General features: G+C 72.3%; 23 protein-coding genes and 2 riboswitches. Of the genes, 9 read left to right on the top strand and 14 right to left on the bottom strand.

What is annotated here, in order from left to right; translation table 11 throughout:
- Window positions 1-30 precede the first annotated feature (30 nt).
- Window positions 31-960 carry a LysR family transcriptional regulator gene (locus tag IEY91_RS32760; protein ID WP_189176761.1) on the top strand — a complete coding sequence of 310 codons (930 nt, stop codon included), beginning with the start codon at window positions 31-33 and terminating at the stop codon, window positions 958-960.
- A 31-nt stretch (window positions 961-991) separates the two neighbouring features.
- On the opposite strand, the gene IEY91_RS32755 is transcribed toward IEY91_RS32760, so the two are convergent.
- The gene (locus tag IEY91_RS32755; protein ID WP_229697378.1) at window positions 992-2281 is read right to left on the bottom strand and encodes a carboxyl transferase domain-containing protein; all 1290 of its coding nucleotides are present in this window, start codon (window positions 2279-2281) and stop codon (window positions 992-994) included.
- Between the two features lie 215 nt (window positions 2282-2496).
- On the bottom strand, window positions 2497-4329 hold the full coding sequence (locus IEY91_RS32750; RefSeq protein WP_189176760.1) for a sigma factor: 1833 nt from the start codon (window positions 4327-4329) through the stop codon (window positions 2497-2499).
- Window positions 4330-4510: 181 nt separating this feature from the next.
- On the opposite strand from IEY91_RS32750, the gene IEY91_RS32745 reads away from it, so the two are divergent.
- Window positions 4511-4924 (top strand): SsgA family sporulation/cell division regulator, encoded by a 414-nt coding sequence (locus IEY91_RS32745; RefSeq protein ID WP_164327102.1) that lies wholly within the window; start codon window positions 4511-4513, stop codon window positions 4922-4924.
- 60 nt (window positions 4925-4984) lie between these two features.
- Here the strand turns inward: IEY91_RS32745 and IEY91_RS32740 are convergent, their stop codons facing one another.
- The 4 genes from IEY91_RS32740 to cimA form a co-directional block, all read right to left on the bottom strand.
- Window positions 4985-5998, bottom strand: coding sequence for a Gfo/Idh/MocA family protein (locus IEY91_RS32740; protein ID WP_189176759.1), 1014 nt, complete (start codon window positions 5996-5998; stop codon window positions 4985-4987).
- 19 nt (window positions 5999-6017) lie between these two features.
- On the bottom strand, window positions 6018-7226 hold the full coding sequence (locus IEY91_RS32735; RefSeq protein WP_189176758.1) for a D-alanyl-D-alanine carboxypeptidase family protein: 1209 nt from the start codon (window positions 7224-7226) through the stop codon (window positions 6018-6020).
- Between the two features lie 173 nt (window positions 7227-7399).
- A complete protein-coding gene (locus IEY91_RS32730) occupies window positions 7400-9724 on the bottom strand; it encodes a thiamine pyrophosphate-binding protein (protein WP_164327105.1) in 2325 nt (774 codons plus the stop codon).
- Window positions 9725-9777: 53 nt separating this feature from the next.
- On the bottom strand, window positions 9778-11490 hold the full coding sequence (gene cimA, locus IEY91_RS32725; RefSeq protein ID WP_189176757.1) for a citramalate synthase: 1713 nt from the start codon (window positions 11488-11490) through the stop codon (window positions 9778-9780).
- Window positions 11491-11933: 443 nt separating this feature from the next.
- Window positions 11934-12032, bottom strand: a riboswitch (adenosylcobalamin (AdoCbl) riboswitch).
- A 150-nt stretch (window positions 12033-12182) separates the two neighbouring features.
- Window positions 12183-12400: riboswitch (cobalamin riboswitch) on the top strand.
- Between the two features lie 173 nt (window positions 12401-12573).
- On the opposite strand from cimA, the gene IEY91_RS32720 reads away from it, so the two are divergent.
- Window positions 12574-12915, top strand: a complete 342-nt coding sequence (locus IEY91_RS32720; protein WP_189176756.1) for a hypothetical protein — start codon at window positions 12574-12576, stop codon at window positions 12913-12915.
- Window positions 12916-12933: 18 nt separating this feature from the next.
- Here IEY91_RS32720 and IEY91_RS32715 read toward each other — a convergent pair whose 3' ends face one another.
- Both IEY91_RS32715 and IEY91_RS32710 read right to left on the bottom strand, forming a co-directional pair.
- Entirely contained in the window at window positions 12934-13305 is a 372-nt protein-coding gene (locus IEY91_RS32715; protein ID WP_189176755.1) for a hypothetical protein, read from the bottom strand.
- Window positions 13302-13967: a TetR/AcrR family transcriptional regulator gene (locus IEY91_RS32710; RefSeq protein ID WP_189176754.1), complete on the bottom strand. Its 666-nt coding sequence runs from the start codon at window positions 13965-13967 to the stop codon at window positions 13302-13304. Before IEY91_RS32710 ends, IEY91_RS32715 begins: the two co-directional genes overlap by 4 nt.
- Before the next feature lie 70 nt (window positions 13968-14037).
- On the opposite strand from IEY91_RS32710, the gene IEY91_RS32705 reads away from it, so the two are divergent.
- Window positions 14038-14700 carry an O-methyltransferase gene (locus IEY91_RS32705; protein ID WP_164327110.1) on the top strand — a complete coding sequence of 221 codons (663 nt, stop codon included), beginning with the start codon at window positions 14038-14040 and terminating at the stop codon, window positions 14698-14700.
- A 7-nt stretch (window positions 14701-14707) separates the two neighbouring features.
- On the opposite strand, the gene IEY91_RS32700 is transcribed toward IEY91_RS32705, so the two are convergent.
- The 3 genes from IEY91_RS32700 to IEY91_RS32690 form a co-directional block, all read right to left on the bottom strand.
- On the bottom strand, window positions 14708-15253 hold the full coding sequence (locus IEY91_RS32700) for an EF-hand domain-containing protein (RefSeq protein ID WP_189176753.1): 546 nt from the start codon (window positions 15251-15253) through the stop codon (window positions 14708-14710).
- 324 nt (window positions 15254-15577) lie between these two features.
- Window positions 15578-15826 carry an SCO4226 family nickel-binding protein gene (locus IEY91_RS32695; RefSeq protein WP_164327112.1) on the bottom strand — a complete coding sequence of 83 codons (249 nt, stop codon included), beginning with the start codon at window positions 15824-15826 and terminating at the stop codon, window positions 15578-15580.
- A 79-nt stretch (window positions 15827-15905) separates the two neighbouring features.
- Window positions 15906-17213 (bottom strand): MFS transporter, encoded by a 1308-nt coding sequence (locus IEY91_RS32690; protein WP_229697381.1) that lies wholly within the window; start codon window positions 17211-17213, stop codon window positions 15906-15908.
- Window positions 17214-17370: 157 nt separating this feature from the next.
- Here IEY91_RS32690 and IEY91_RS32685 point away from each other — a divergent pair, with 157 nt between their 5' ends.
- The 3 genes from IEY91_RS32685 to IEY91_RS32675 all read left to right on the top strand — a co-directional run bounded on the left by IEY91_RS32685 (window position 17371) and on the right by IEY91_RS32675 (window position 19639).
- Window positions 17371-18153: an AraC family transcriptional regulator gene (locus IEY91_RS32685; RefSeq protein ID WP_229697377.1), complete on the top strand. Its 783-nt coding sequence runs from the start codon at window positions 17371-17373 to the stop codon at window positions 18151-18153.
- 33 nt (window positions 18154-18186) lie between these two features.
- Entirely contained in the window at window positions 18187-18780 is a 594-nt protein-coding gene (locus IEY91_RS32680) for a helix-turn-helix domain-containing protein (protein WP_164327114.1), read from the top strand.
- Between the two features lie 181 nt (window positions 18781-18961).
- Window positions 18962-19639, top strand: a complete 678-nt coding sequence (locus tag IEY91_RS32675) for a GNAT family N-acetyltransferase (RefSeq protein WP_189176752.1) — start codon at window positions 18962-18964, stop codon at window positions 19637-19639.
- Between the two features lie 51 nt (window positions 19640-19690).
- On the opposite strand, the gene IEY91_RS32670 is transcribed toward IEY91_RS32675, so the two are convergent.
- Both IEY91_RS32670 and IEY91_RS32665 read right to left on the bottom strand, forming a co-directional pair.
- Complete coding sequence (locus tag IEY91_RS32670; protein ID WP_164327116.1) at window positions 19691-20182, bottom strand: glutathione peroxidase; 492 nt, start codon at window positions 20180-20182, stop codon at window positions 19691-19693.
- A gap of 16 nt (window positions 20183-20198) precedes the next feature.
- Window positions 20199-20999 (bottom strand): ABC transporter permease, encoded by an 801-nt coding sequence (locus IEY91_RS32665; RefSeq protein WP_189176751.1) that lies wholly within the window; start codon window positions 20997-20999, stop codon window positions 20199-20201.
- A 126-nt stretch (window positions 21000-21125) separates the two neighbouring features.
- Here IEY91_RS32665 and IEY91_RS32660 point away from each other — a divergent pair, with 126 nt between their 5' ends.
- Both IEY91_RS32660 and IEY91_RS32655 read left to right on the top strand, forming a co-directional pair.
- Window positions 21126-22211, top strand: coding sequence for an S-(hydroxymethyl)mycothiol dehydrogenase (locus IEY91_RS32660; protein WP_189176750.1), 1086 nt, complete (start codon window positions 21126-21128; stop codon window positions 22209-22211).
- Window positions 22211-22870 carry an MBL fold metallo-hydrolase gene (locus IEY91_RS32655; RefSeq protein ID WP_189176749.1) on the top strand — a complete coding sequence of 220 codons (660 nt, stop codon included), beginning with the start codon at window positions 22211-22213 and terminating at the stop codon, window positions 22868-22870. The genes IEY91_RS32660 and IEY91_RS32655 overlap by 1 nt, the downstream gene beginning before the upstream one ends.
- Window positions 22871-23048: 178 nt before the next feature.
- Here IEY91_RS32655 and kilB read toward each other — a convergent pair whose 3' ends face one another.
- Complete coding sequence (gene kilB, locus IEY91_RS32650; protein WP_164327120.1) at window positions 23049-23516, bottom strand: plasmid transfer protein KilB; 468 nt, start codon at window positions 23514-23516, stop codon at window positions 23049-23051.
- Window positions 23517-23522: the final 6 nt, after the last annotated feature.

The following is a 23522-nucleotide window of genomic DNA, read 5'->3' as shown; positions in this document are numbered from 1 at the left end:
AACCTGTCGTTGTGTCAGTAGGCTGAAGGAGTGGATGTTGAAGCGATGCGGACATTCGTGGCCGTCGCCGAGGCCGGCCAGTTCCAGGCAGCGGCGGACGAGCTCGGGATCAGCCAGCAGGCCGTCTCCAAGCGGATCGCTGCCCTGGAGAGACACCTCGAGGTCACGCTCTTGGTGCGAACCTCACGAGGCTCCCGGCTGAGCCTTGATGGGCAGGTCTTCCTGCCGCACGCCAAGAAGGTCCTCGCAGCCCTCGAGCAGGCCGAGCAGGCCGTGCGCCCCGGCCGCCGACCCTTGCGCGTCGACGTCCTCCACCGGCGCATCGCCCCGGCCCAGGCCGTCTACCGGTTCTACCGCACCCACCCCGAGATGAACCTGGACGCGGTCACACTGAGCAACGAGAACGCCGCCCGGGCCGCCCAGGCGGTGCTCGAAGGAACCGTCGACGCATCCTTCCGCGCCCTGCCGGTAGACCAGGTCCCAGCCGGGATCAGCGCCGAACGACTCCTGAACGCGCCCCTGGAGCTCCTGGTCGGGCCCGGCCACCCCTTGGCGAACGCACCCTGGGTCAGGCCTGCGGACCTGGCCGGCCACCGCATCTGGATCCCCGGGATCAGGCAAGGCACAGAGTGGGCGGCGTTCTATCAGGCGCTGTCCCACGCCTTCGGTCTCAGCATCGACGCGCTCGGCCCCCACTTCGGTGACGAGGCCTTGATGGACGCACTGGCCGACTCGGCCTCGCTGGCCACCCTCGTCGGCGGCGGGGACCGGTACGTGTGGCCCCAGACCCACGACCTGCGGCGCATCCCGTTGCACGAACCGACTCCGGTCTACCCGCACGCACTGCTGTCCCGCACCGGAGACCAGCACCCCGTGCTGACGGCGTTGCGTGACCATCTGCGCACTTCAGGGCCTCGAACTTCGGACGACGTGTGGGCACCGGACTGGGCAAGCCGCTGACCAGAGGAAATATTTGACGGACACGCCCTAGCTAGTGCGCCACGACACCTCGTACGACACCCAGCTCCACCAGGTCCTGGGGCCGCAGGCGCAGCTCCCCGGCGAGGTCGGGGACATCCTCGCGCGGGCGTTTGAGGATGGCTGCCGCGGCTTCCGGGGCGATCACCGAGAAGTAACTGTCCGGCGTGGCCCAGGTGTTGGCGGGTGCGGCGAGGGCCAGGGCGCCGCCGGAGCCGCCCTCGCCGATGACGAGGGACGTGACGGGGACGCGTGCGGCGGCGACGGCTGCGAAGACGTCGGCGATCGCGGCGCCCGCGCCCGCCCGCTCTGCCGCGGCGTCGTTGGCGGCGCCCGGCGTGTCGATGAGGGTGAGGACGGGTACGGAGAGGCGGTCGGCCAGGCGGATGAGGCGGGCGGCGGTGCGGTATCCGGCAGGGCGGGTCGGTGTGCCGGTCTGGGCGGCGTACGCGATCGCCCGGCCGTCACGCAGCCCGAAGCCGCACAGCATGCCGTCGTCCCGGCCGCCGCAGCGGTCGCCGCTGATCGGCTCGCGGGAGTCGAAGTAGGCGCCCAAGTAGGCCTGGGCATGCGGGCGTTGGGGTGAGCGGGCGCGGCCCACCGTGTCCCAACCGGTGGTGGGCGGGGCCGGGTCGCCGAGGGCACGCGGTGGCTCGGGGGCGCCGGTCGCGGGTGTGGTGAGCAGGCGCAGCCAGTGGCCCAGGCGTGTGGGCAGTTGCTCCGGCTCCACGACGGCGTCCACCGCGCCCGCCGCGTACTGTCCCTCCGCCGTGTACGCCGTCGGGTCCGCGTCCGGCGGCCGGACCCGCGACCCCGCGAAGCCCACCTGTGCGCCCGGCAGCGCGAGGACCACGTCGGCGCCCGCGCCGAGCGTCGCCCAGCCGCCGCCCGTCGTCGGGTCGCGCAGTACCGCGATCTGCGGCAGCCCGGCCGCGCGGTTCATCGCCGACTGGGCGGCCACGCGCTGGAGTTGACGCAGAGCGCGCATGCCTTCCTGCATGCGGCTGCCGCCGGTCGCGATGAGGGAGACGAGCGGGAGGCGCTGCTCGCGGGCGGCCGTGTACGCCGCCTCCAGACGGTCCCCGGTCCGCTCGCCGAGCGAACCGCCCAGGTAGCGGAACTCGAAGGAGATGAGGACTGCCGGTCGGCCCGCGATCGTCGCCGTTCCGCAGATCACGGACTCCGACTCGCCGGTACGGTCCTGCGCGGCGGCCCGCGCGGCGTCGTATCCCGCCCATGCGAGTGGGCCGTCCGGCCGCGCGGTTCCCGTCGGGTACGTCAGCTCGGCGAAGTCCGGGGTCACGGTGGCTACGGCTTCGCGTGCGGAGATTCGGTTTGGGGTGCGGGGTGGCGGCCCGGGGGGCTCGGGAGGACCGGGCGGTGTCGAGGGGGCCGGGGGAGGCGGGGGCGCCGGGCGGTTCGAGGGCGGCGGAGGCTCGGGAGGCGTCGGCGGCGTTGGAGGCGTCGGCGGTGTCGGCGGTGTCGGCGGCGTCGTGGGAGGAGGCACGCCTCGTACTCCTACCCGTTCGGCCCGCGTTCGTCGAGCATCCACTGGCCGCGATGGCAGATGAGGATCGGGCCGAGCCAGTGGCAGGTGGGGTCCGCGGTGGGCGGCGGGTCCACGGGCGGCTGGGTCGGCGTGGGCGTCGGTGTCGGAGTGGGGGGTGGTGTGGGGGTCGGGGTGGGAGTAGGCGTCGGGTCGACTGGGGTAGGTGTGGGGTCTACCGGTGTGGGGGTGGGAGTGGGCGTAGGCGTGGGCGTGGGGTCGACCGGGGTGGGGGTCGGAGTTGGTGTGGGAGTAGGCGTGGGTGTCGGGGTGGGGGTTGGAGTTGGCGTCGGCGTGGGTGTCGGGGTGGGCGTCGGTGTCGGAGTCGGAGTGGGCGTAGGCGTGGGTGTCGGCTCCGGCGTGGGCGGTTGCGTGGGGTCCGGTGCCGGATCGGTGGGCTCCGGCTCGACCGGTTCCGGAGCCTGCGACGGCTCCTCCGGCTCCCCGGGAGGAACCGGCGCAGCGGGCTCCGCCTCTTCGGCGGGCTGCTCCTGTGCGGGCGGTTCCGGGGCGGGCTGCACGGGAGCGGGTTGCTCCTGTGCGGGCTGCTCCACCGCCGGAGGCCGCGGAGCCTCCACGTCGGGAGCCACCGCGCCCGGTGCGTCCGCGCCCGGTGCGTCCGCGTCCGGGGCGTCCGCGTCCGGAGCCGCAGGCTCCGCCTCACTGCGCGGCTGCGGCACAGCCCCGCTCCCGCCCTCGTCCCCGGGCACCTCGCCCTCATCCGCCTCCCGAGGCGCACCCGGCGGCTGCCCCGGCTGCGCCACACCACTCTCCGCCGACGTGGCCCGCGCGGGAGCCGAACCCCCGCCGACGGCGCCGCTGAGGACCAGCCCCGCGGCGACGGCGGCCGCGGTCGCCGTCGTGCCTATCGCCCCCGCCACGGCGACGGGCAGCTTCCCGCCCCCGGTGAGGACATGACGTACGCCATGAAGCAACCCCGCCTGCCCATGCCCGGCGGATCCGGCGGCCGCGGCCCCGGCCCCCGCACCGGCACCCGCCGCGAGCGGCACCAGGAACTTGCCCGCGCCGCCAAGCACGAAGATCAGCAGCGCCGGTCCCACCAGCGCGGGCAGCCGGTCGTTGGCGCGGGTCAGGAGCGCGAGGCGGGCGCGGCAGTCGGCGCAGCCGTCGAGGTGGGCGACGAGCGTCTCGGACTGGCGGGTCGACGCCTCGCCCCGGATGTGGGCGGGCATCCGGTCCCAGTGGGTCTCGCACGCCGGACGCTCGGGCGTACCGGGGTGGGCGCGCAGGAACGCCTGCCGCATGCCTTCGCGAGCACGGTGAAGGAGCACGGCCGTGGCGCCGCGACCGGCGCCTATGTCGCGTCCGACCGCGTCCAGCGGCTGCCCCTCCGCCTCGGCGAGCCACAGCGCCCGCACCCACCGCTCGGGGAGCTGCCCGAGCACACGCGTGAGCAGGTCGACGGCGGAGACGCGGGCCGAGGGGTCGCCGCCGCCGTCGGCGACGGTGGTGACGTCGATGATCTCGACCGCGTCCGTGCCCTGCGGATCGCGCGGGGTCTCGCGCTCCGCCGCGCGCCCGACCGACGCCGCGAGGTGGCGCACGGTCGTCATCAGATACGCCGGTACGTTCTCGATCTCGTGCCCGCCCGCGAGGCGCCGCCACACACGGAAGTGCGCCTCGGCCACCAGGTCGTCGGCGACCCAGGCGTTTCCGGTCAGCGAACGCGCGTACGCGACGAGCCGGGGGTGTTCGGCCTCATACACGCGCGCGTACGCGGCGGTGACGGGACCGGACGCGTCGGCGGGACCGTCGGCCGGGACGTCGGAAGGGGCGTCGGACATGGCAGGACACACTCCTGTCCCACTGCGGGGATGGGGACGAGTTCGGAAGCCTAGGCCAGAAATGTCCGACTTATCAGAGGGGAGTGGCGTAGGTCACAGAGATCTCTCTGTTCACTCCCGTAATGCGGGAACCCGCCACGGGGTCGAAAGGGCAAGGAAGCAGCAGAAGTGGAGATCGACCATGGCCGTCACGCTCGAACAGTCCGCCCGCGCCCGTCTGATCACTCCCGAGGGCCGCGAGCGGCCCATTCCCGTGACGTTGCGCTACACCGCGGCCGATCCGCTCGCGGTGCAGGTCACCTTCCCACCGGAGGTGTCCCTCGACGGCGCCGAGGTCACCTGGATCTTCGCCCGCGGCCTGCTGGAGGCCGGCCTGAGCGCCCCGGCGGGCACGGGGGACGTGCACATCTGGCCGTGCGGGCGGGCGCGCACCGTGCTCGAGTTCCACGCGCCGCACGGCCTCGCGCTCGTGCAGTTCGACCGGGCGGCGCTGCGCCGGTTCCTGATGCGGTCGTACGCCGTCGTGGGCGCGGGCCGCGAGGAGGCGGGGCGTGATCTGGACCGGGGGCTGACCAAGCTGCTCGGCGGGGTGTGACGGCGGGCCCGAGGGCGCCTGGCGACTGTCGGGCCGGGCCTCGGAGGCAGAGTTCCGGCCTCAGCCGTAGAGCGCGGGGCGTTCCGCCAGGTTCACCGTGACCCGAGCGCCGTCCCCGAGCGCCCGCGCGCCCGCCTCGGCGACGGCCGCCGCCGCGTAGCCGTCCCAGGCGCTCGGGCCCGTCACGTGCCCCGCGCGGGTGCCGGTCACCCACTCGCGGACCTCGCGGTCGTAGGCGTCGGCGAAGCGGACCACGTAGTCCTGCGTGATCTCCTGCTGCGCGCGGCCCGCGGACCGCACCACCATCGCGGCCTCGTCGCCGATGCGGGCGCTGCCGTTCTCGCAGACCGCCTCGCACGCCACTTCGTAGCCGAAGCCGCAGTTGACGAAGATCTCCACGTCGACGAGCGCGCCGTCCTCGGTCTCGAAGAGCACGAGCTGCGGGTCGAGCAGCCCGGCGGGCGCGCCGGACGACGGCCGCGGCCGCGCCACCGTCACCGCGGTGATCTCCTGGCCGAGCAGCCAGCGGGCCGCGTCGATCTCGTGCGAGACGGAGCTGCTGATCAGCATCGCGGAGGTGAAGTGCGGGGGAGAGGACACATTGCGGTGGCGGCAGTGCAGCATCAGGGGGCGGCCCAGGCCGCCGGAGTCCAGCAGCGCCTTCAGCCGCCGGTACTCGGCGTCGTACCGCCGCATGAAACCCACCTGGATCAGGCGTCGGCCGCCCCGGGCCTCCGCCTCCACGACGCGCAGCGCCGCCTCCGCGTCGGCGGCGAGCGGCTTCTCGCACAGCACGGGCAGGCCGCGTGCCAGCGCCGCGAGCAGTGCCTCCTCGTGCGCGTGGTCGGGCGAGGCCACGAGGACCGCCTGTACGCCGGGCTCGGCGATGGCGGCGTGCGCGTCGGCGTGCACGCGTACGCCGTCGAGTCCTGCCACGGCCGCCTGTGCCCGAGCCCGGTCCGGATCGGCCACGGCCGCGACGCGCGCGCCCGCCACCGACCGGGCCAGACGCCGCACGTGGTCGGCGCCCATGTGGCCCGCACCGAGGACGGCCACCCCCAACGGCTCACTCACTGGACCCCCAACGGCTCGCTCACCGGACGAACTCCCCTCCCGCGCCCCTGCGTCGGGCCACCGTAGCCGCCCGGCGCCGCACGATCACCACGCACCCGATGACGACGACCGCCGAGCCCACGCCGACCAGGACCAGGGCAGGCCAGTCGGAGCCGCCGTCGGAAGTGCCGGGCCGCACGAAGCCCGCCTGCCCCGCCGTGTGCGCGGCCCCGTCAGGCGCCTTGCGCGGTTTGGCGGGCAGCAGCGAGCCGACCGGGCTCACCCGCCCGCCCGCCGCGAAGCCCCAGTCGAGCAGCGACCTGGCCTCCTCGTACACGGTCAGGCCGCCCCGCTGCGGGTTCATCACCGTCACCAGGATGGTGCGCGCGCCCCGGTGGGCCGCGGCGATGAGGGTGTGTCCGGCGCCGCTGGTGTAGCCGTTCTTGACGCCGATGATGCCCGGGTAGCGGGCCACGCCGTCGGCGCCGGTCAGCAGCCGGTTGGTGTTCTGGATGGGGTACGACCAGTTGCCGCTGGGGAAGCTCGCGCGGGCCGTCGAGCAGTAGCGGGCGAACTGCGGGTCGGCGAGGCCCGCCCGGCCGAACACCGCAAGGTCGTACGCCGACGACACCTGGCCGGGCGCGTCGTAGCCGTCGGGCGAGACGACGTGTGTGTCGTGGGCGCCGAGCGCGCGGGCCTTGGCGCGCATCTGCCGTACGGTGCGTTCCCAGCCGCCGTTCATCGTGGCGAGCACGTGCACGGCGTCGTTGCCGGAGCTGAGGAACACCCCGCGCCACAGGTCGGAGACCCGATAGCTGTTGCCCGCGGCGACACCCACCAGGCTGCTGCCGCCGCCGACGCGGGCCAGCTCGGTGTCGGTGACCGTGTGCCGCGTCTCGGGGTTCAGCCGGGGCAGCGCGGCCAGCGCGAACAGGGACTTCAAGGTGGAGGCGGGCGGCAGCTTGCGGTGCGCGTTGTGCGCGGCCAGCACTTCGCCCGTCCGGGCGTCGGACACCATCCAGGACAGGGCGGACAGGTCGCGCGGGACCGGTGGGGCGTCGGGGCGTGGGCGTACCTGGGTTCCGGGCCGGTCGAGCAGGGACGAGGAGTACGCGGGCGCGGGCTTCGGCGGCGCGGGCTCGGCACAGACGGCCGGTCCCGCGAGGCACACCACGGCCCCGGTGGCGAGGGCCGTGGCGCGCAGGACGGGGGCGCGCCGGACCGGGCGCGAAAGGTACCTGATGACCATTCAGCCACCGTAGGAGCGGGCTCCTGACCTCGCAGTTCGGCTTGGCCCGGGTGGATGTATCGGCCCTCGCCCGCTCGCATCGGTCGGCAGTGCGGCCGAGGCCCGACAGCCCACGGCTCCGGCTGGAGCGACGCGGGTGCCGAGTCCGGATCAGGTCGGGTGCCGAGGCCGGGTCAGGTGGTGAGGTCGAGGGCGGCGGACACGATGCTGTCGGCGTCGATCCCGTGGTGGCGGTACACGTCGGTGATCGAGCCGGACTGGCCGAACCCCGTGACGCCGAGCGCGCTCGTGGCGACCTTGTTGACCGTGGCCAGGAACGACAGGGTGTGCGGGTGCCCGTCGAGCACCGTGACCAGCGGCGTGGCACGGTCCGCGGGGAACACCTGGTCCAGGATCCAGGTGTCGGCGTGCTCGTGGCCCTGCCGGGCGCGCAGGACGCGGTACAGCAGGTCGGGGCTGGTCACGCAGATGACGTCGGCGGGCACGCTCTCCCTCTCCAGACGGTCGGCCGCGGCCAGCGCCTCCGTGACCACGGCCCCCATGGCCGCGATGGTCACCCGTGCGCCGGCGCGCCGCCGCAGCGGGTAGGCGCCGGCCACGGCCTGGCGGCGGCGACGCGCCCGCGCGGCCGGGTCGTCCGGGACGGCGGCCAGGGACTGGTCCACCGGGCGGGTGGACAGGCGCAGGTAGGACGAGTTGCCGTCCGCGCGGCCCAGCTGGGAGAGGCAGGCGAGCAGAGTCCATTCGGTGTCGATCGCGAAGGCCGGTTCGTACGTCACGCACCCTGGTTGTTGCAGGCCGATCGACGGGGTTTTGATCGATTGGTGGGCTCCGCCCTCGGCGGCGAGGGAGACTCCGGACGGGGTGCCCACGAGGATGGACTGTCCGCCCGCGTAGATGCCGTAGGACCAGGGTTCCAGCGCCCGCTCGACGAACGGGTCGTAGACGACTCCGATCGGCAGCAGGGGCTCACCCCACCGGCTCCACGTCGCGCCGAGTTCGGAGAGCAGGCCCACCAAATTGGTCTCGGCGATGCCCAGTTCGATGTGCTGGCCGGTCGGCTTCTCGTCCCAGTGCAGGATCGTCTCCGCGTCGTCGGCGAACCAGTCCTGGCGCTCGCGCGGTGACCAGACGCCCACCTTGTTCACCCAGCCCCCGAGGTTGGTCGTGGAGCTGACGTCCGGGCTGACGGTCACGATCCTGCGGGCCGCCTCGGGTGCCTGACGGGTCAGGTCGAGCAGGACGCGGCCCAGCGCCGCCTGAGTGGTGGCCGAGCCTTTCGGGGTGCGGCCGAAGTCCGTGGGCAGTTCGGGCGGCGTGGCCGGGCGGACAGCCGGGCGGTGCAGCAGTTCGGCCGTCTTCTCGCACAGCCTGTGCGCCTCGCCCGTAGGGGGGAAGGCACGCCACGGGTCGTCCGGGTCCGCGCCGATGCGGGCGGCAAGGTCGCGCATCTGCTGCTCGGTCAGCAGTGCCGAGTGGTTCTGCGGATGCCCCTTCGTCGCAAGGCGGTGGCCCTTGACGGTGTACGCGAAGATGACGGTCGGCCGTGTGTCGTCGATCGCGGTGAAGGCGGCGTCGAGGGCGTGGAGGTCGTGGCCGCCGAGGTTGGCCACGGCTTCGACGAGGGTGTCGTCGTCGACGTCGGCGATCAGTTCGGTGATGCGGGGTGCGCCGGGTCCGGTGCCGGGCAGCCGGCGGCGCAGGTCGGGGCCTTCGCAGCGCAGCAGTCGCTGGTATTCCGGGTTGGGCATCTCGTCGATGCGCCGCCGGAGTTCGTCCCCTCCCGGGCGGGCGAATATCTCTTCGAGCAGCCGCCCGTACTTCAGCGTCATGACCTGCCACCCGGCGGCGGCGAACATTCCCTGCAGCTTCGTGGCCGCGATGTCTGGGACGACCCGGTCCAGGGACTGCCGGTTCATGTCGACGACCCAGACGATCTCACCGAGGTCCGCCACCGAGGGATCAAGCACCGCTTCCCAGACCGCTCCCTCGTCCAGCTCGGCGTCGCCGAGCAGCGAGTACTGGCGTCCCGTGCCCGGATCACCTCCCACGGACGCGGTGTAGCGGCGGGCGAGAGCGCCCCAGACCGGAGCGGTGGCCCCGATGCCGACCGATCCGGTCGAGTAGTCCACCGGGTCCGGGTCCTTGGTCCTGCTCGGGTAGCTCTGCAGGCCGCCGAACTCCCGCAGCCGCGGCAGGTACGAGGCGTCGAGACGCCCGAGAAGGTAGTTGATCGAGTGGAGCACCGGTGAGGCGTGGGGCTTGACCGACACCCGGTCCTCGGGCCGCAGATGCCGGAACCACAGCGCTGTCATGAGCGACACCATGGACGCGGACGAGGCCTGATGGCCCCCGACCTTGAGGCCGGTCGGATTCGGGCGCACCCGATTGGCGTGGTGGACGATCGCCGATGAAAGCCACAGCACACGGTTCTCGATCTCGGCCAGGACTTCAAGGTCGGGGTCGACCGGCCGTGCGCCGGTGGTGGAGCTCTTCATCGTCAAACCTCTTCGGTGTGATTCCTGCATGTTCCTGGGGCCCTTCGAGCGGTTCATCTCGCGGGAAGCACACGGTCCGGGCGCTTCGCGGAGAGCGTGTCTCCCAGGGGCTTGTACGTAAGGGCGTCGCGGAGAGCGAGCATGGCGGCCACGACCACGCTGGCGTGGACACCGACGGTGGTCCACTCGCGTTCCGCGTCGCGGGAGACGACGAGGACACGGGTCAGCGCGGGGGCGCCGGAGGCGTTGTCGAGTACGCGGACGCTGTAGTCGGCGAGGGCGGTCTCCGTGACCCACGGCAGGCGTGGGGCGAGTGCCCGGCGCAGCGCCGCGTCGAGGGCCGCGACCGGACGGTCGCCCTCGGCCGTCGCGGTGACTTCCCCGGTATCGGCGGTTGCGAAAGGACCGTTATCCGCCTCGGGTTGTCGTTCCACTCGCAGTCGCACGCTCGCCTCGGAGACGACCCTGCCGTCCGTGTCGTGGCGCTCGACGACCTGATAGGTCAGGGGTGTGAAGACCGGGGGGAGCCGTCGCGGCGCGTTCTGGCCCGTGGGTGTGTTGCCCAGTTCGTCGTGCAGGAGCAGGGCGAGCGAGGCGTCGGCGGACTCGAAGGACCAGCCGTCCGCCTCCAACTGCTTGACGCGGGCCACGACGCGGGAGACGGCCTCCGTGTCCTGGACGTCGAAGCCGAGTTGGAGACACTTCAGCTCCAGGCTGGCCCGCCCGGCCATCTCCGTGACGAGGATGCGGGATTCGTTGCCGACGACATCCGGGTCGATGTGCTGGTAGAGCCCGGGATCGACCTTCATCGCGCTGGCGTGCAGACCCGCCTTGTGCGCGAAGGCCGCGGCCCCCACATAGGGCTGGTACCGGTCGGGACTGACGTGGGCGGTCGCGGCCAGGCTCCGGGCGGTCCCCGTGAGTTCGGCAAGGCGTGACCGCGGCAGCACCGGCATGTCCAGCTTGGTGGCGAGGTTGCCGATGACCGCGAACAGGTCCGCGTTGCCCGTGCGTTCGCCGTAGCCGTTGGCCGTGCACTGTACGTGGGTGGCACCGGCCTCGACGGCCGCGATCGTGTTGGCCACGGCACAGCCGGTGTCGTCCTGGCAGTGGATGCCGATCCGGAACCCGGTGCGCTCGATCACTTCGGCGACGATTTCGGCGAGGCGGCCGGGGAGCTGGCCTCCGTTGGTGTCGCAGAGTACGGAGACGTCGGCGCCTGCTGCCATGGCCGCCTCCAGGACCCGCAGTGCCGTATCGGGGTCGTCGGCGTACCCGTCGAAGAAGTGCTCGCCGTCGAGGAACACCCTGCGCCCCTCGGACACCAGGAAGCGGACGGTGTCCCGGACCATCGCGCAGTTCTCCGCCACGTCCGTACGCAGAGCACGCTCGATGTGCCGCCGGTCGGTCTTGGCGACCAGAGTGATCACGGGGGCGCCGGAGTCCAGCAGGGCACGCACCTGCGGATCCTGGTCCGCGCGCCGGCCCGCCTTGCGCGTGCTGCCGAAGGCCACTAACGCCGCGTGTCTCAGGTCGAGTTCGGTGGCCGCGCGCTGGAAGAAGGCGGTGTCCTTGGGCAGGGCCCCCGGCCAGCCCCCTTCGATGAATCCGACCCCGAGGGAGTCGAGGAGACGAGCCGAGGTGAGCTTGTCGGTGACGGAGTAGGAGATCCCCTCGCCCTGCGCGCCGTCACGCAGGGTGGTGTCGTACAGATGGAAGCTGTCGCCGAGCGGGGTCCCGGCCGGTGCGGTGCGCGTGTGAGCCACGGGCGTCCTTCCTGAGCGGTTGTCGAAGCAGAGCCAGGGCGTCAGAGGCCGACCGGGCGGGATTGCGGAAGCGCGTCGCCATGGGTACGGCCGGTGGTGGACGAGCCACGCGGCATCCGGGTCGACTCGGCGCCACCGGTCGGGCGGTGCGAGGTCCCGTCGAGAGTCGGCACGAGCGCGGCGATGGTGGGCCGCGCGACAGCAACTCCTGCAGCGAATGTGGCTGTTGTGTTCCGCGCATGGGGGTGTGGCGCGGGTCGGCCACGCGAAAAGGTCGGCACGACGCTGTGCCTACGCAGCGAGCGGCGAACGGCCTGCGATGTGCCGCGCCGCCGCTGGGGATGTCGGCCTGAAGAGGCGGCCGTGTGACGGAATGTCAGGTGAAGTGCGGCAAGGCGGACTCCCGCGACGTATCGGCGCCATCCTCGTGGGCTTCGTCGTGGACCCGCGGACGGCGATCTGACTTCCGGGGAGCCTGGAGCTCGCCCGGTCACAGTGGCGGGACCGTGCCGGAATCTCACCGGCTTCCCCGTGCCGCGGGTGTTGGCCCCTCATGTCTATCAGCCGCTCCTGCGCCCGTCACCCCCTATCGACCCCCACCCACCGTTCCTGGGGTGCGAGCGGCGCCGGGCTCGTGCACCGGGAACGCGGTGATCGCGGACGGTCCTGTTCGCCGCCGAACGGCACCCCGTAGGCTGCGTGGAGCAGCTGGTTCGCCCTGTCCGCCAGGCAGGCGCGTCGCAAGAGGGAACCCGGTGGGAATCCGGGACTGCCCCGCAGCGGTGAGCGGGAACGACCGCCGTCACGCGCACTGGGCCCGACCTCCGGGCCTGGGAAGCGACGGCCAGTAGGTGTCCTCCGTGAGGACGTGCCCGTGAGTCCGAAGACCTGCCAACTGCCCGCGTGCGGAGCACTTCGCGCGCGGACATCCCGGTGACCTCGTGGGCGGGTCGGCGTACACATCAGGCGGAGCACCGCGCCAGTGGCGCCAGTGCGTTCCGTCCGGTTTCGCCATCCCTTCGCGTCCGTGTCCCGGCCTCGACCAACTGCACTGACGTGACAAAGACACGAAGGGGGCCCTCGGTGCGGAACCATCCTCAGCAGATCGTCGTGGACGGCCAGCCCATGATCGCTGTGTCCGTGAAGGAGTTCGAGATTCTGCTCGCCACGCGGAGACAACTGGGCAGCCAGACCGCGAGAATGCGGCTGCTGCGCGACGCGGTCGTCGACATGACCGACTACCTGGACACGCTGGCCGAGACGCTCGACGCCGACCCCCTGCCCGAGTCGCAGGAGGCCCCGCCGCCTTCCGGCCCTCCGCACACCGACCTGGCGCTGCTCACCGAGATACGCCGACGCGCGCACCAGGTGCGCGCCATCACCGGAGCGGGGCGCACCGGACGCGGCAGGCACTCTCCGGTCTGACCTGGGCGCGACGCGCCCTCAGGCAGGGACGAAGACGTCCTCGTGGGCCCCGTCGAGGATGAACCCGTTGTCGAAGCGGACCCGCACGCTCACGCGGGGCGCCCGTTCCTGGAACGCGGTCCACGCGGGTTCCAGCGAGCCGATCTTCTCTTCGAGCTGCCTCCTGCTCTCCGTGGGCATCTCGCGCCCGAAGGCGTCGAGCAGCGACTTGAGCCGCTCGTACTCGCGCACGTCGGCGCTCTCGTCCTGGTGGCCGACCACCTGCTCGACGGTCCCGCCGGTGCCCGCCGCCAGGGACAGGAACCCGATCACGACCCCCGACACCTCGGCCGAATCGGTCAGCGGGGTGTCGGCTGCCAGCACCACCCGCTGGCCTGCCTTGAGAGTCATCTGCTCCTCATCTCCCCTGCGTCGGCTGCGTCCGCCACGTCCGCGCGGTGCAGGAACGCCTCGACGAGGCGGTCGGTGAAAGCCTGGTCGACGGGTTCCGCCGTCACCAGGACGCGGTGGTAGACCGGTCCCACGAGTTGGTCGATCTCCGCGGCCATGTCGAGTCCGGCGGCGAGCTGGCCGCGTTCCACCGCGCGTTCCAGCGGGAGCCGGTCGCGTCGGCGCTGTTCGTCGAGGTACCCGGACCGCAGGGCGGCGGCGAACGCGGGATCGTGCTGGGCGTGCCCGATGAGGGCCTTGAAGACGGCGCCCGCGTCGGACCGGGTGAGGAACAGGGCCAGTTGGCGCAGGTGGGCACGGAGGTCCGGGGCCAGGTCGCCGTGGTCCGGCGGGGTCAGGGCTTCGGCCGCGTCCTGGAGGAAGGCGTCCAGGAGGATGTCGGTCTTGGTCTTCCACCAGCGGTAGACGGTCTGCTTGGCGACGCCCGCCCGGGCGGCGATGCCCTCGATGGTGACGCCGGTGAAGCCCTTCTCGACCAAGAGGTCGTCCGCCGCCTCAAGCACTGCCTGCCGGGCCTGTTCGCTGCGGCCGTGCCTGTTGCCGTGGTGGCGTGCCGCCGGTTGTGGCCCGGCCGCCGCTGCGGCCGTACTTCCTCGTTCCATGTCTGCCTCCCGGGGCCAGACTAGGCCAGAATCTCTAGACGCTACGCAACGGTGCGTCTAGCCTAGGTCCATGACACCCACCAACACCCTCGAAGACCCCCGCGTCGCCTCCGCCCTCGACCGGATGTTCCGGCATGCCGAGCAGGACGAGGCGACCAGCAGGCGGATCCGGGCGGCGTGGCCCCAGGGTTCCGCGCCCCTCGGCCCGCAGGAGCAGGCCGACGCCAAGGCGGAGGTGTACATGCCGATTTCCGCCCAGGGCGGCCGCCTCCTCTACAACCTGATCCGGGCCGCCCGCCCCGCCACCGTCGTCGAGTTCGGCACGTCCTTCGGCATCTCCACGCTCCATCTCGCCGCCGCGGTGCGCGACAACGGGACGGGGCGGGTGATCAGTACGGAACTGAGCGCCGCCAAGGCCGCGGCCGCCCGCCGGACGTTCGTCGAGACGGGTCTCGATGACCTGATCACCGTCCTCGAAGGAGATGCCCGCGACACCCTCGCCGCGGTCTCCGGCTCCGCGGGCTTCGTCCTCCTCGACGGCTGGAAGGACCTGTGCCTGCCCGTCCTGCGAATCCTCGAACCACGCCTCGCGCCCGGCACCCTCGTCGTCGCCGACGACGTCGACCTGGAGGACCTCGCGCCCTACCTCGCCTACGTCCGTGACCCCCGCAACGGCTACCAGAGCGTCACGTTCCCCGTGGAAGACGGAATGGAGATCAGCTGCCGCCTCTAGACCAGCCCTAGGCGAAGGGGCCGAGCAGCCAGTTCCCAGGGGCCTTCGGGTCGGGGCTCAGGTAGAACTCGGTGATGGCGGCGCGGAATTCGGCGTGGCTGAGTGAGCCGTCCCCGTCGCGGTCGAGCCTGCGGAAGGCCGGCTCGGAGTGCTCCGGGGGAATTCCCAGGGCGTCGTACATGCGGACGTACTCCTGCAGGCTCAGTACGCCGTCCTTGTCGGCGGCCAGGGCCCGCATCAGGGCGTCGACGATGGCCAGTACGGCTGCCTCGAAGTGCTGGGGGTGCGTGACGTTGGCCTCCATGACGGTGATGAACTCCTGCCTGGAGATCTGACCGTTTCCGTCGGCGTCGCCGTGGGTGAGGAGCAACTGCCACCACGTCTCGAAGGCGTTGCGCATCGCCGTGGCGTTCTCCTTGTCGTCCTCGCGGGCGAGACCGGCGAACATCTCGGCCATGTTCTGCAGGTCGTCGTGGGTGAGCCGGCCGTCCCCGTTCTGGTCGAACCAGCGGAAGAGGGTGCTGAACTTCTGGGCCTTCACGTCCTCGGTCATGCGCGTTCCCCTTCTGTCCGTGTCGTCGCTGTCGGAGCGGATGGCGGCGCCGCTCTGGAGACGTTAGGAGCGGGGGAGCGGGAGGGACAGGGCAGTTGAGGCCGTTCCTGTGCCGTTGCCAGTACAAAGCCCCTTCCCGGCGGCGGGGGGGGCCGCTGGGAAGGGGCTCTTCAGAGGGGAGTCAGCCGCTTCTCATGTGCTGGTGGCGACGCTCGGCCCGGTCACTACGTGCTTGAGGGCGGTCAGGACGTACTCCCGGCTCGGCGGCGGACTTCGGCCGGGTGCGCGATGCGGAAATGGCTCGTCCCGTCCAGCTCGTCCCGTCTAGACGGAGAGCGGCACGGAGTGGATCTCGGTCGGCGGGTGGCCGGCTCGTTCGTGGATACGTTTCACGGCATCCGCCGAGGGGGCTTCGGACAGGCAGTACACGACTCCCGCGTCGGGGTCGGCCCACGCCCGCTCGAAGTGCACTCCTTCATCGGCCTCGATCGCCAGATCTGCCCGGTGTGCCGCCGAGAGCTGCTCGGCCGTGATGCCCTTCATGTCGTGGTGGACATCCATGAATGTGGTCATCGCCCGCCACCTCCGGTCGTTCTGTGGGACACCTGGGCGCGGACCCGTTGGGCGCGTCTTCTGCCTGGCGGCCACGCCCCTACTCCCTCAATCGTCCGCCCGCCACCTCGCCGGTGCAACCAGGGGCTGCCGTCGCCGGGCGAGGCCCGGAGCCGGATGTGTGGTCGGAGGGAAGCGCCCCGTGTCGGTAGACGAAAGTCGAGGCCGACCGGCGGGGATCACCGCCGGTCGCGGCGTGCGCGCGCGTCGGAAGGTCGTAACGCGTCGCCTCCGGCATGGCCGGCTCGCGCAGCGGGCGCAGCAGGAGCCAGCCGACGGCGGGCAGGGCGATCAGCGGAGCGAGGGCGAGCTGGAGGGAGGTGGTGTCGGCGAGGGCGCCGATGAGGGGGCTGGCGACGCCGCCGACGCTGACGGTCAGGCCGAGCGTGACGCCGCTGGCCGTGCCCACGCGCCGGGGCAGATAGTCCTGGCCGAGCGTGACGTGCAGGGAGAAGGGGACGTACAGAGTCGCGGAAGTGAGCGCGACGAAGAGGTAGAGCACTGGGCCCGGGACGAGTACGACCCCCGCGACCGCGAGGACACTCAGCGCGTACGACCACCGGACCACCGTGACGCGGCTGTGGCGGGTGGCGAGCCTGCCCCCGGCCACCGTGCCCACCGCCCCGCCGAGGTAGAGCACGAACAGCGCCGCCGTACCGGAGAACTCCCCTCCACGGGTGCGCTCGCGCACGTACAGCGCGATGAACGCGCTCAGCCCGACGAAGACGATCGATCGGCACACGATGGCACCGGAGAGCCGCAGGAAGGACGGCCAGTCGTCGCGGCCGACGGCGTCGCGGCCGCGTGTCCCCGCGTTCGAGGACCCCGGAGTCCGCAGCGCCCGCACGGCCGCCGCGCACAGCACCGCGCCCGCGACGGCGGGCACCATCAGCAGCGGGGTCGCGCCCAGGCCGCCGGTGGCGACGACGGCGGCGACCAGCAGGGGCGCGGTCGCGAAGCCGATGTTGCCGCCCAGCGAGAACCACCCCATCGCGGTGTGGCTGCCACGGCTGGCGACGCGCGCCACGCGGGCGGCCTCGGGGTGGTACGCGGCGACGCCGATCCCGGACACGGCGACGACCGCCAGGGTCAGGGCGTAGGAACCGCCGACGCCGCTGAGCGCGACACCGGCACCGCCCACCAGCGCGCTCACCGGCAGCAGCCACGGCATCGCCCACTTGTCGGTGAGCGCCCCGAACAGCGGCTGCACCACGGACGAAAGGAGGGAGGCGGCGAGGACGATGCCGGACGCCGCCGCGTAGGAGTAGGCGCGCTCGGCCACGAAGAACGGTACGAGCGCGGCCACCGATCCCTGGTAGACGTCCACGCAGGCGTGGCCGAAGGACATCAGGGCGAGGGGTCTGTTGCGGGTCTCTTCTCTGGGCACGTGTCGATCGTCGCGACGGCACCCGGTGTCGGGCTTCCGATAAAGTGCCAGCTTGTAGCGATTGCCCGCCAAGTGGGGCACCCGCCGTATGCGACCCGTGCCGGAGGTGGTCCGTCCCATGGCCCGTCCCATGCAGGAAACCGTCCACCCCGCGCCGGAACCCGTCCGCCACACCCCCAAAGCCCCCACCCACGTCCGCACCCTCGCCGCCGGTGAGCGCATCGACGCCCACCGGCACGACGACCACCAGATCGTGCTGCCCGGGTCCGGCGTCGTCGCCGTCACCACCGAGGCCGGTACGTGGTTCGCGCCCGGCACCCGCGCCATCTGGGTGCCCGCGGGCACCGTCCACGCCCACCGCGCCCACGGCCATCTGAACGCGCACTTCGTCGGCCTGCCCCCGGACGAGAACCCGCTCGGCCTGGACGCCCCCACCGTCCTGTCGGTCAGCCCGCTGCTGCGCGAGCTGATCGTCGAGTACACCCGCGCACCCGCCGACACCGGCCCCCAACGACGCCGACTGCGCGCGGTCCTCCTCGACCAGCTCCGTACGTCGCCCCAACAGCCGATGCAACTGCCCACCCCCGCGGATCCCCGCCTGGCAGCCGTCTGCGCCCTCGTCCACGACCATCCCGAAGACCCGCGCACCCTCGCCGCCCTGGGCGCCGCGACCGGCGTCGGCGAACGCACCCTCAGCCGCCTCTTCCGCGCCGAACTGGGCATGACCTTCCCGCAGTGGCGCACCCAGTCGCGCCTCTACCACGCGCTGCGGATGCTCGCGGACGGCACGCCCGTCACCACCGTCGCGCACCGCTGCGGCTGGTCGTCGACGAGCGCGTTCATCGACGTCTTCCGCCGCTCCTTCGGCCATACGCCCGGCACCCACAGCCGACGCCCCTGACCGCGCGCCGCCGCGGGTGCTTAGGATGCCGTCATGGCTGATCCGGACCCCTCGACCCGTCCCTCCGCGCGGGATCCGGAGCTGGGCTTCCCGCCGCCCGGCCAGGTGCTGCACCGGCTGCGTACGCAGCGCGGCATGTCGCTGCGTCAGGTCGCCGCGGAGTGCGGGCTCTCGGTGTCGTTCCTGGCCTCCCTGGAGCGCGGCGAGACCGACATCGCGCTGGAGCGGCTCGGCCGGCTCGCGAAGGTCTTCGACCACGACGTCGGCTCGTTCCTCGGCTTCTCCCGCGGCCGGGCCACCCCCTCGGTCTTCCCGAGGGAGGAGCAGGAGACACTGAACCGGGCCCCCGGCGTCGTCTACCGCGTACTGCGCTCGCCGGAGCTCGGATACCAGGTCGTCACGGGCGACTTCCAGCCCGGCTGCGGCCTCACCGAGGACCTCCAGCACGAGGGCACCGACCTCGTCACGGTCACCCGGGGCACCCTCGTCGCCCGCTACAACGGCGTGGACCACGAACTGCGCGCCGGGGACTGCATCCAGTGGTCGGCCGGACATCCGCACACGTTCCGCAACGACGGCGAGGAACCGGCCCAGATGGTCGTCGTGCTGTTCTCCAGCCTCTACTGAGGCCTCCCGGCCCGCGCTCAACTGCCCCACGGACACGCGTCCGTGGGGCTTTGTGCTGTCTGGGCCGACTGTCTGAGTCGAGGGGCAGAGACCTCTCGCGCTGAACAGTATTCTGTACTAGCGTGCAATTTACCGCACACGGCGATGTGTGCGGTCGACGACAGGATTCTTGGGAGGGCTCATGGCTGCGGAGAGCACCGGCACAACAGGGTGCGCGGACATCACGGACGTCGCGGAACTGGTCAGGATCTGGGCGGCGGGCTGGGCCGTGTCACGCCGGACGCCCTGTCCGGCGGAGCTGCCCTGGGGCGTGTACGTGGAGGTGGGCAAGCCCGGCCAGACAGGGCGCCACGTGCTGCCCGAGCCGAGCGCGGCCGTGGTGCGCGCTGCGGCCGCATCGGTCACGGCGCCGTACACCTGGCTCAAGGTCCCCGTGGAGCCGCTCGACGCCGAACCGTGGCTCCCGGAGGGCTGGGTGGTCGACAAGGAAGAGTGCGGCTACCTGATGGCCGTCGGGCTCCGGCCCGCGGAGCCGGTGGCGCCCGACGGCTACACCGCGTCGGTCGAGACGGACGACGGCGTCACCTTCGTGCGGGTGCACGACGGTGCGGGACAGCTCGCGGCCCAGGGCCAGATGGCCGTCCTCGGACACGCGACCGTCGTGGACCGCGTCGTGACACAGGAGGCCCACCGCCGCCGCGGCCTTGGCGGCTTCGTCATGCGTACGCTCACCGACGAGGCCCTGGCCCGCGGGGCGGCGATCGGCGTCCTGGGCGCGACCCCCGACGGGCGCGCGCTGTACGAGACGCTGGGCTGGCACCTGAGCGCGCCGCTGGCGGCGTGCGTCTACCGGCCCTGAGCACCGGCCCTGAGCGCGAACGCGGGCGTACCCGCGCCGCGCGGGCGTCGGCTAGGCGGGGAGGTTCGCCTCGATGGCGGCGACGACCTCGGGGGAGTCGGGCTCGGTCTGCGGGGAGAAGCGGCCGGCGACCTCGCCGTCGGCGGAGATCACGAACTTCTCGAAGTTCCAGCGGATGTCACCGCTGTGGCCCTCGGCGTCCGCCGTCTTCACGAGCCGCTCGTACAGCGCGTGCCGCCCGTCGCCGTTCACGTCGACCTTCTCCGTCATCGGGAAGGTCACGCCGTACGTCGCCGAGCAGAACTCGGCGATCTCCTCGGACGTGCCGGGCTCCTGGCCCATGAACTGGTTGCAGGGCACGCCGAGCACGGTGAAGCCGCGGGCGGCGTACGTCTCCTGGAGCCGCTCCAGGCCCGCGTACTGCGGGGTGAGCCCGCACTTGGAGGCGACGTTGACGATCAGGACGGCCTTGCCCCGGTACTGGGAGAGGTCGGCGGAGCCGCCCTGGAGGCTGCCGATTTCTACTGCGTCGTAAACAGACATGGGGCCGAGCGTACGCTCAGCCGGTGACCGCGGGGGCCGGGGGCTCGTCGCGGTGGAGCCTGCCGTACGCGATGAGCTCGACGGTCACGGCGACGGCCACCGCCTGCACGGCCATCAGGGCGATGAGGACGAAGAGCTGGACGGCGCCCGCCTGCACCGGCGAGGCGCCGCCGAGCAGCATGCCGACGAACGCGCCGGGCAGCGTGACCAGGCCGACCGTGCGGGTCTGGTCGAGGCCGGGCAGGAGCGCGTCGGACGCGGCGGGGCGGGTCACCTCAAGGCGGGCGTCGCGCTCCGGCAGGCCGAGGGCGAGGCCCGCCTCGAACTCGCCCGTGCGGGTGCGCAGTTCGTCCAGGGCGCGGCGGCCGCCCAGGACCGTCGCCGTGAGCGCGCCGCCGATGAGGATGCCGGTCACGGGGATCATCGCGATGCCGTGGATGGGGACCAGGCCCGCCAGGGTGAGGGCGGCGACGACCGGCACGACGGGCGCCGCGATCGGCACCGCCGCCCACCACCAGGTGCCGTTCGGCGTGATCCGCCGCCCCGCGGTGCGGGTGGCCACGGCGAACATCAGCAGCAGGAAGGCGAACAGAGCCGCCGTGTGATCGACCACCCAGCCGATCAGCAGGGACACCGCGGCCAGTTGGGCCGTGGCCCGCACCCCGGCCACGACGATCTCCCGCGCCCGGCCCCGCGACCCGTCGGGCGAGAGTCGGAACACGGCCGCCGTCGTCGCCGCGACGAGCAGCAGTACGAGCAGGACGACGGCCAGCGTCACATTGACGGGCAGCAGTGTCTGAGCAGCGATTTCGCGCACGTCCTCACCATAGGCACGGCGGGCCGTAGGCTCCTCGTACCGGCGTGTTCGCCCCCCTCGGGCGGCGGCGCCGGACGGGACGTACGCAGGTGAGAGACGTACGCAGGCGAGAGAAGGGCGAGAGTCATGGCGCAGCAGGTGCGGGGCGTGATCGCACGCGCGAAGGGCGAACCGGTGCGGATCGAGACGATCACCGTGCCGGACCCGGGGCCGGGCGAAGCCGTGGTGAAGGTCCAGGCGTGCGGGGTCTGTCACACCGACCTGCACTATCGTGAAGGCGGCATCAACGACGACTTCCCGTTCCTGCTCGGGCACGAGGCGGCGGGCGTCGTGGAGTCGGTGGGCGAGGGCGTCACCGAGGTCGCCCCCGGCGACTTCGTGATCCTCAACTGGCGTGCCGTGTGCGGCCAGTGCCGCGCCTGCAAGCGCGGCCGCCCGCAGTACTGCTTCGCCACGCACAACGCGAAGCAGAAGATGACCCTGGCCGACGGCACCGAACTCGCGCCCGCGCTCGGCATCGGCGCCTTCGCGGAGAAGACGCTGGTCGCGGCGGGACAGTGCACCAAGGTCGACCCGGCGGCCTCCCCGGCCGCGGCCGGTCTGCTCGGCTGCGGGGTGATGGCCGGACTTGGCGCCGCCATCAACACCGGCGGCGTGGGGCGCGGCGACTCGGTGGCCGTCATCGGCTGCGGCGGCGTCGGCAACGCGGCCGTCGTGGGCGCCCGCCTGGCCGGAGCTGCGAAGATCATCGCGGTGGACATCGACGACAGCAAGCTGGAGACCGCGCGCGGGCTCGGCGCCACGGACACCGTCAACTCGCGTTCCGGTGACCCGGTGGAGGCGATCCGAGAGCTGACGGGCGGCTTCGGCGCCGACGTCGTCATCGAGGCGGTCGGCCGCCCCGAGACGTACGAACAGGCCTTCTACGCCCGCGACTTGGCGGGCACCGTCGTCCTGGTCGGTGTGCCCACGCCGGAGATGCGGATCGACCTGCCGCTGCTCGACGTCTTCGGGCGCGGCGGCGCGCTCAAGTCGAGTTGGTACGGGGACTGCCTGCCGTCGCGGGACTTCCCGATGCTCATCGACCTCTACCGGCAGGGGCGGCTCGACCTCGACGCGTTCGTCACCGAGACGATCGCGCTCGACGAGGTCGAGAAGGCCTTCGAGCGGATGCACCACGGTGACGTGCTTCGCTCGGTGGTGGTCTTCTGATGGCCGCCTCCGAAGGCGCCGCGGCGCCGGGCGGCGCGCGCGTCGACCATCTCGTCACCTCCGGCACGTTCTCGCTCGACGGCGGCACCTGGGACGTCGACAACAACGTCTGGATCGTCGGCGACGACCACGAGGCCGTCGTCATCGACGCCGCCCACGACGCGGAGGCCATCGCGGCCGCCCTGGGCGAGCGGCGTCTGGTCGCGATCGTGTGCACGCACGCCCACGACGACCACGTCGACGCCGCGCCCGCACTCGCCGACCGCACCGGCGCGCCCATCCTGCTGCACCCGGCCGACCTGGAGCTGTGGAAGCTCACCCACCCGGACCGCGCGCCGGACGGCGAGCTGGCCGACGGCCAGGAACTGACCGTCGCCGGAACGGTGTTGCGGGTCCTGCACACGCCGGGGCACTGCCGCGGCGCGGTCAGTCTGCACGCGCCCGCGCTCGGCACCGTCTTCACCGGCGACACCCTCTTCGCGGGCGGACCCGGCGCGACGGGCCGCTCCTTCAGCGACTTCCCGACGATCGTGGACTCCATCCGCGACCGGCTCCTGACGCTGCCGACCGAGACGGTGGTCCGCACCGGCCACGGCGACAGCACGTCGATCGGCGCGGAGGCGCCGCATCTGGAGGAGTGGATCGCGCGCGGCCACTGACGGGTTGAGGGCGGAGATCGCCCCGTTGCCGCCCGGGGTCGAACGCCGGCCCCGGCAGGGTCTTCACCTTGCCGGGGTCAGGGAAGGCATCTGAGCGCGTATCCAGAAGTTCTGCGCGCCAATGTAAGGCGGTCTGCTGGCCTCGGAAGACCCGGAGAGATTGGGGGCTTCCACAGCCCTACCGCACATCAGAGGACGCAAGCTTCACGAAGTGCTCCACGGCGTCTCGGGCCTGCGCGCCAAGTGCATCCAGTTCTGTCTCGCCGGATGCTTTGTGCACCCTGGCTGTCAGATGGTGGGCGTGTCGTGCGGCGTCGATCATCGTTTGGCTGCTTGCTACGAGCTGGACCCGGAACAGCGCATGGAGGGCGCGCGAGCGAAGGCGGTATGCCTCGATGCGAGCTTCGAAACAGGCAGGGCTGTCCGGGGCCTCGAGTGCGCGGTACCAGCGGTCGTGTTGGCCTCGTCTGAACTCAGTCTCTGCCCCGGCGAAATCGCTGTACACGGTCATGCGCTCCAAGCGGAGTTGCTGCTGAGCCGCGAACACCTGGTCACGGGCGGCTGCTCTGCGTTGAAACAGGTGTGTCATGGCAGCGCCAAGCAGGGTCCCCAGGACTGCTATCAAGGTCGCGAGAACACTGTCCACGGGGGT

Origin of the sequence: Streptomyces lasiicapitis (assembly GCF_014646335.1) — a bacterium.
Taxonomy (GTDB): domain Bacteria; phylum Actinomycetota; class Actinomycetes; order Streptomycetales; family Streptomycetaceae; genus Streptomyces; species Streptomyces lasiicapitis.
The sequence above is the reverse complement of the archived record's forward strand: the minus strand, read 5'-3'. Positions and strand labels throughout refer to the sequence as shown.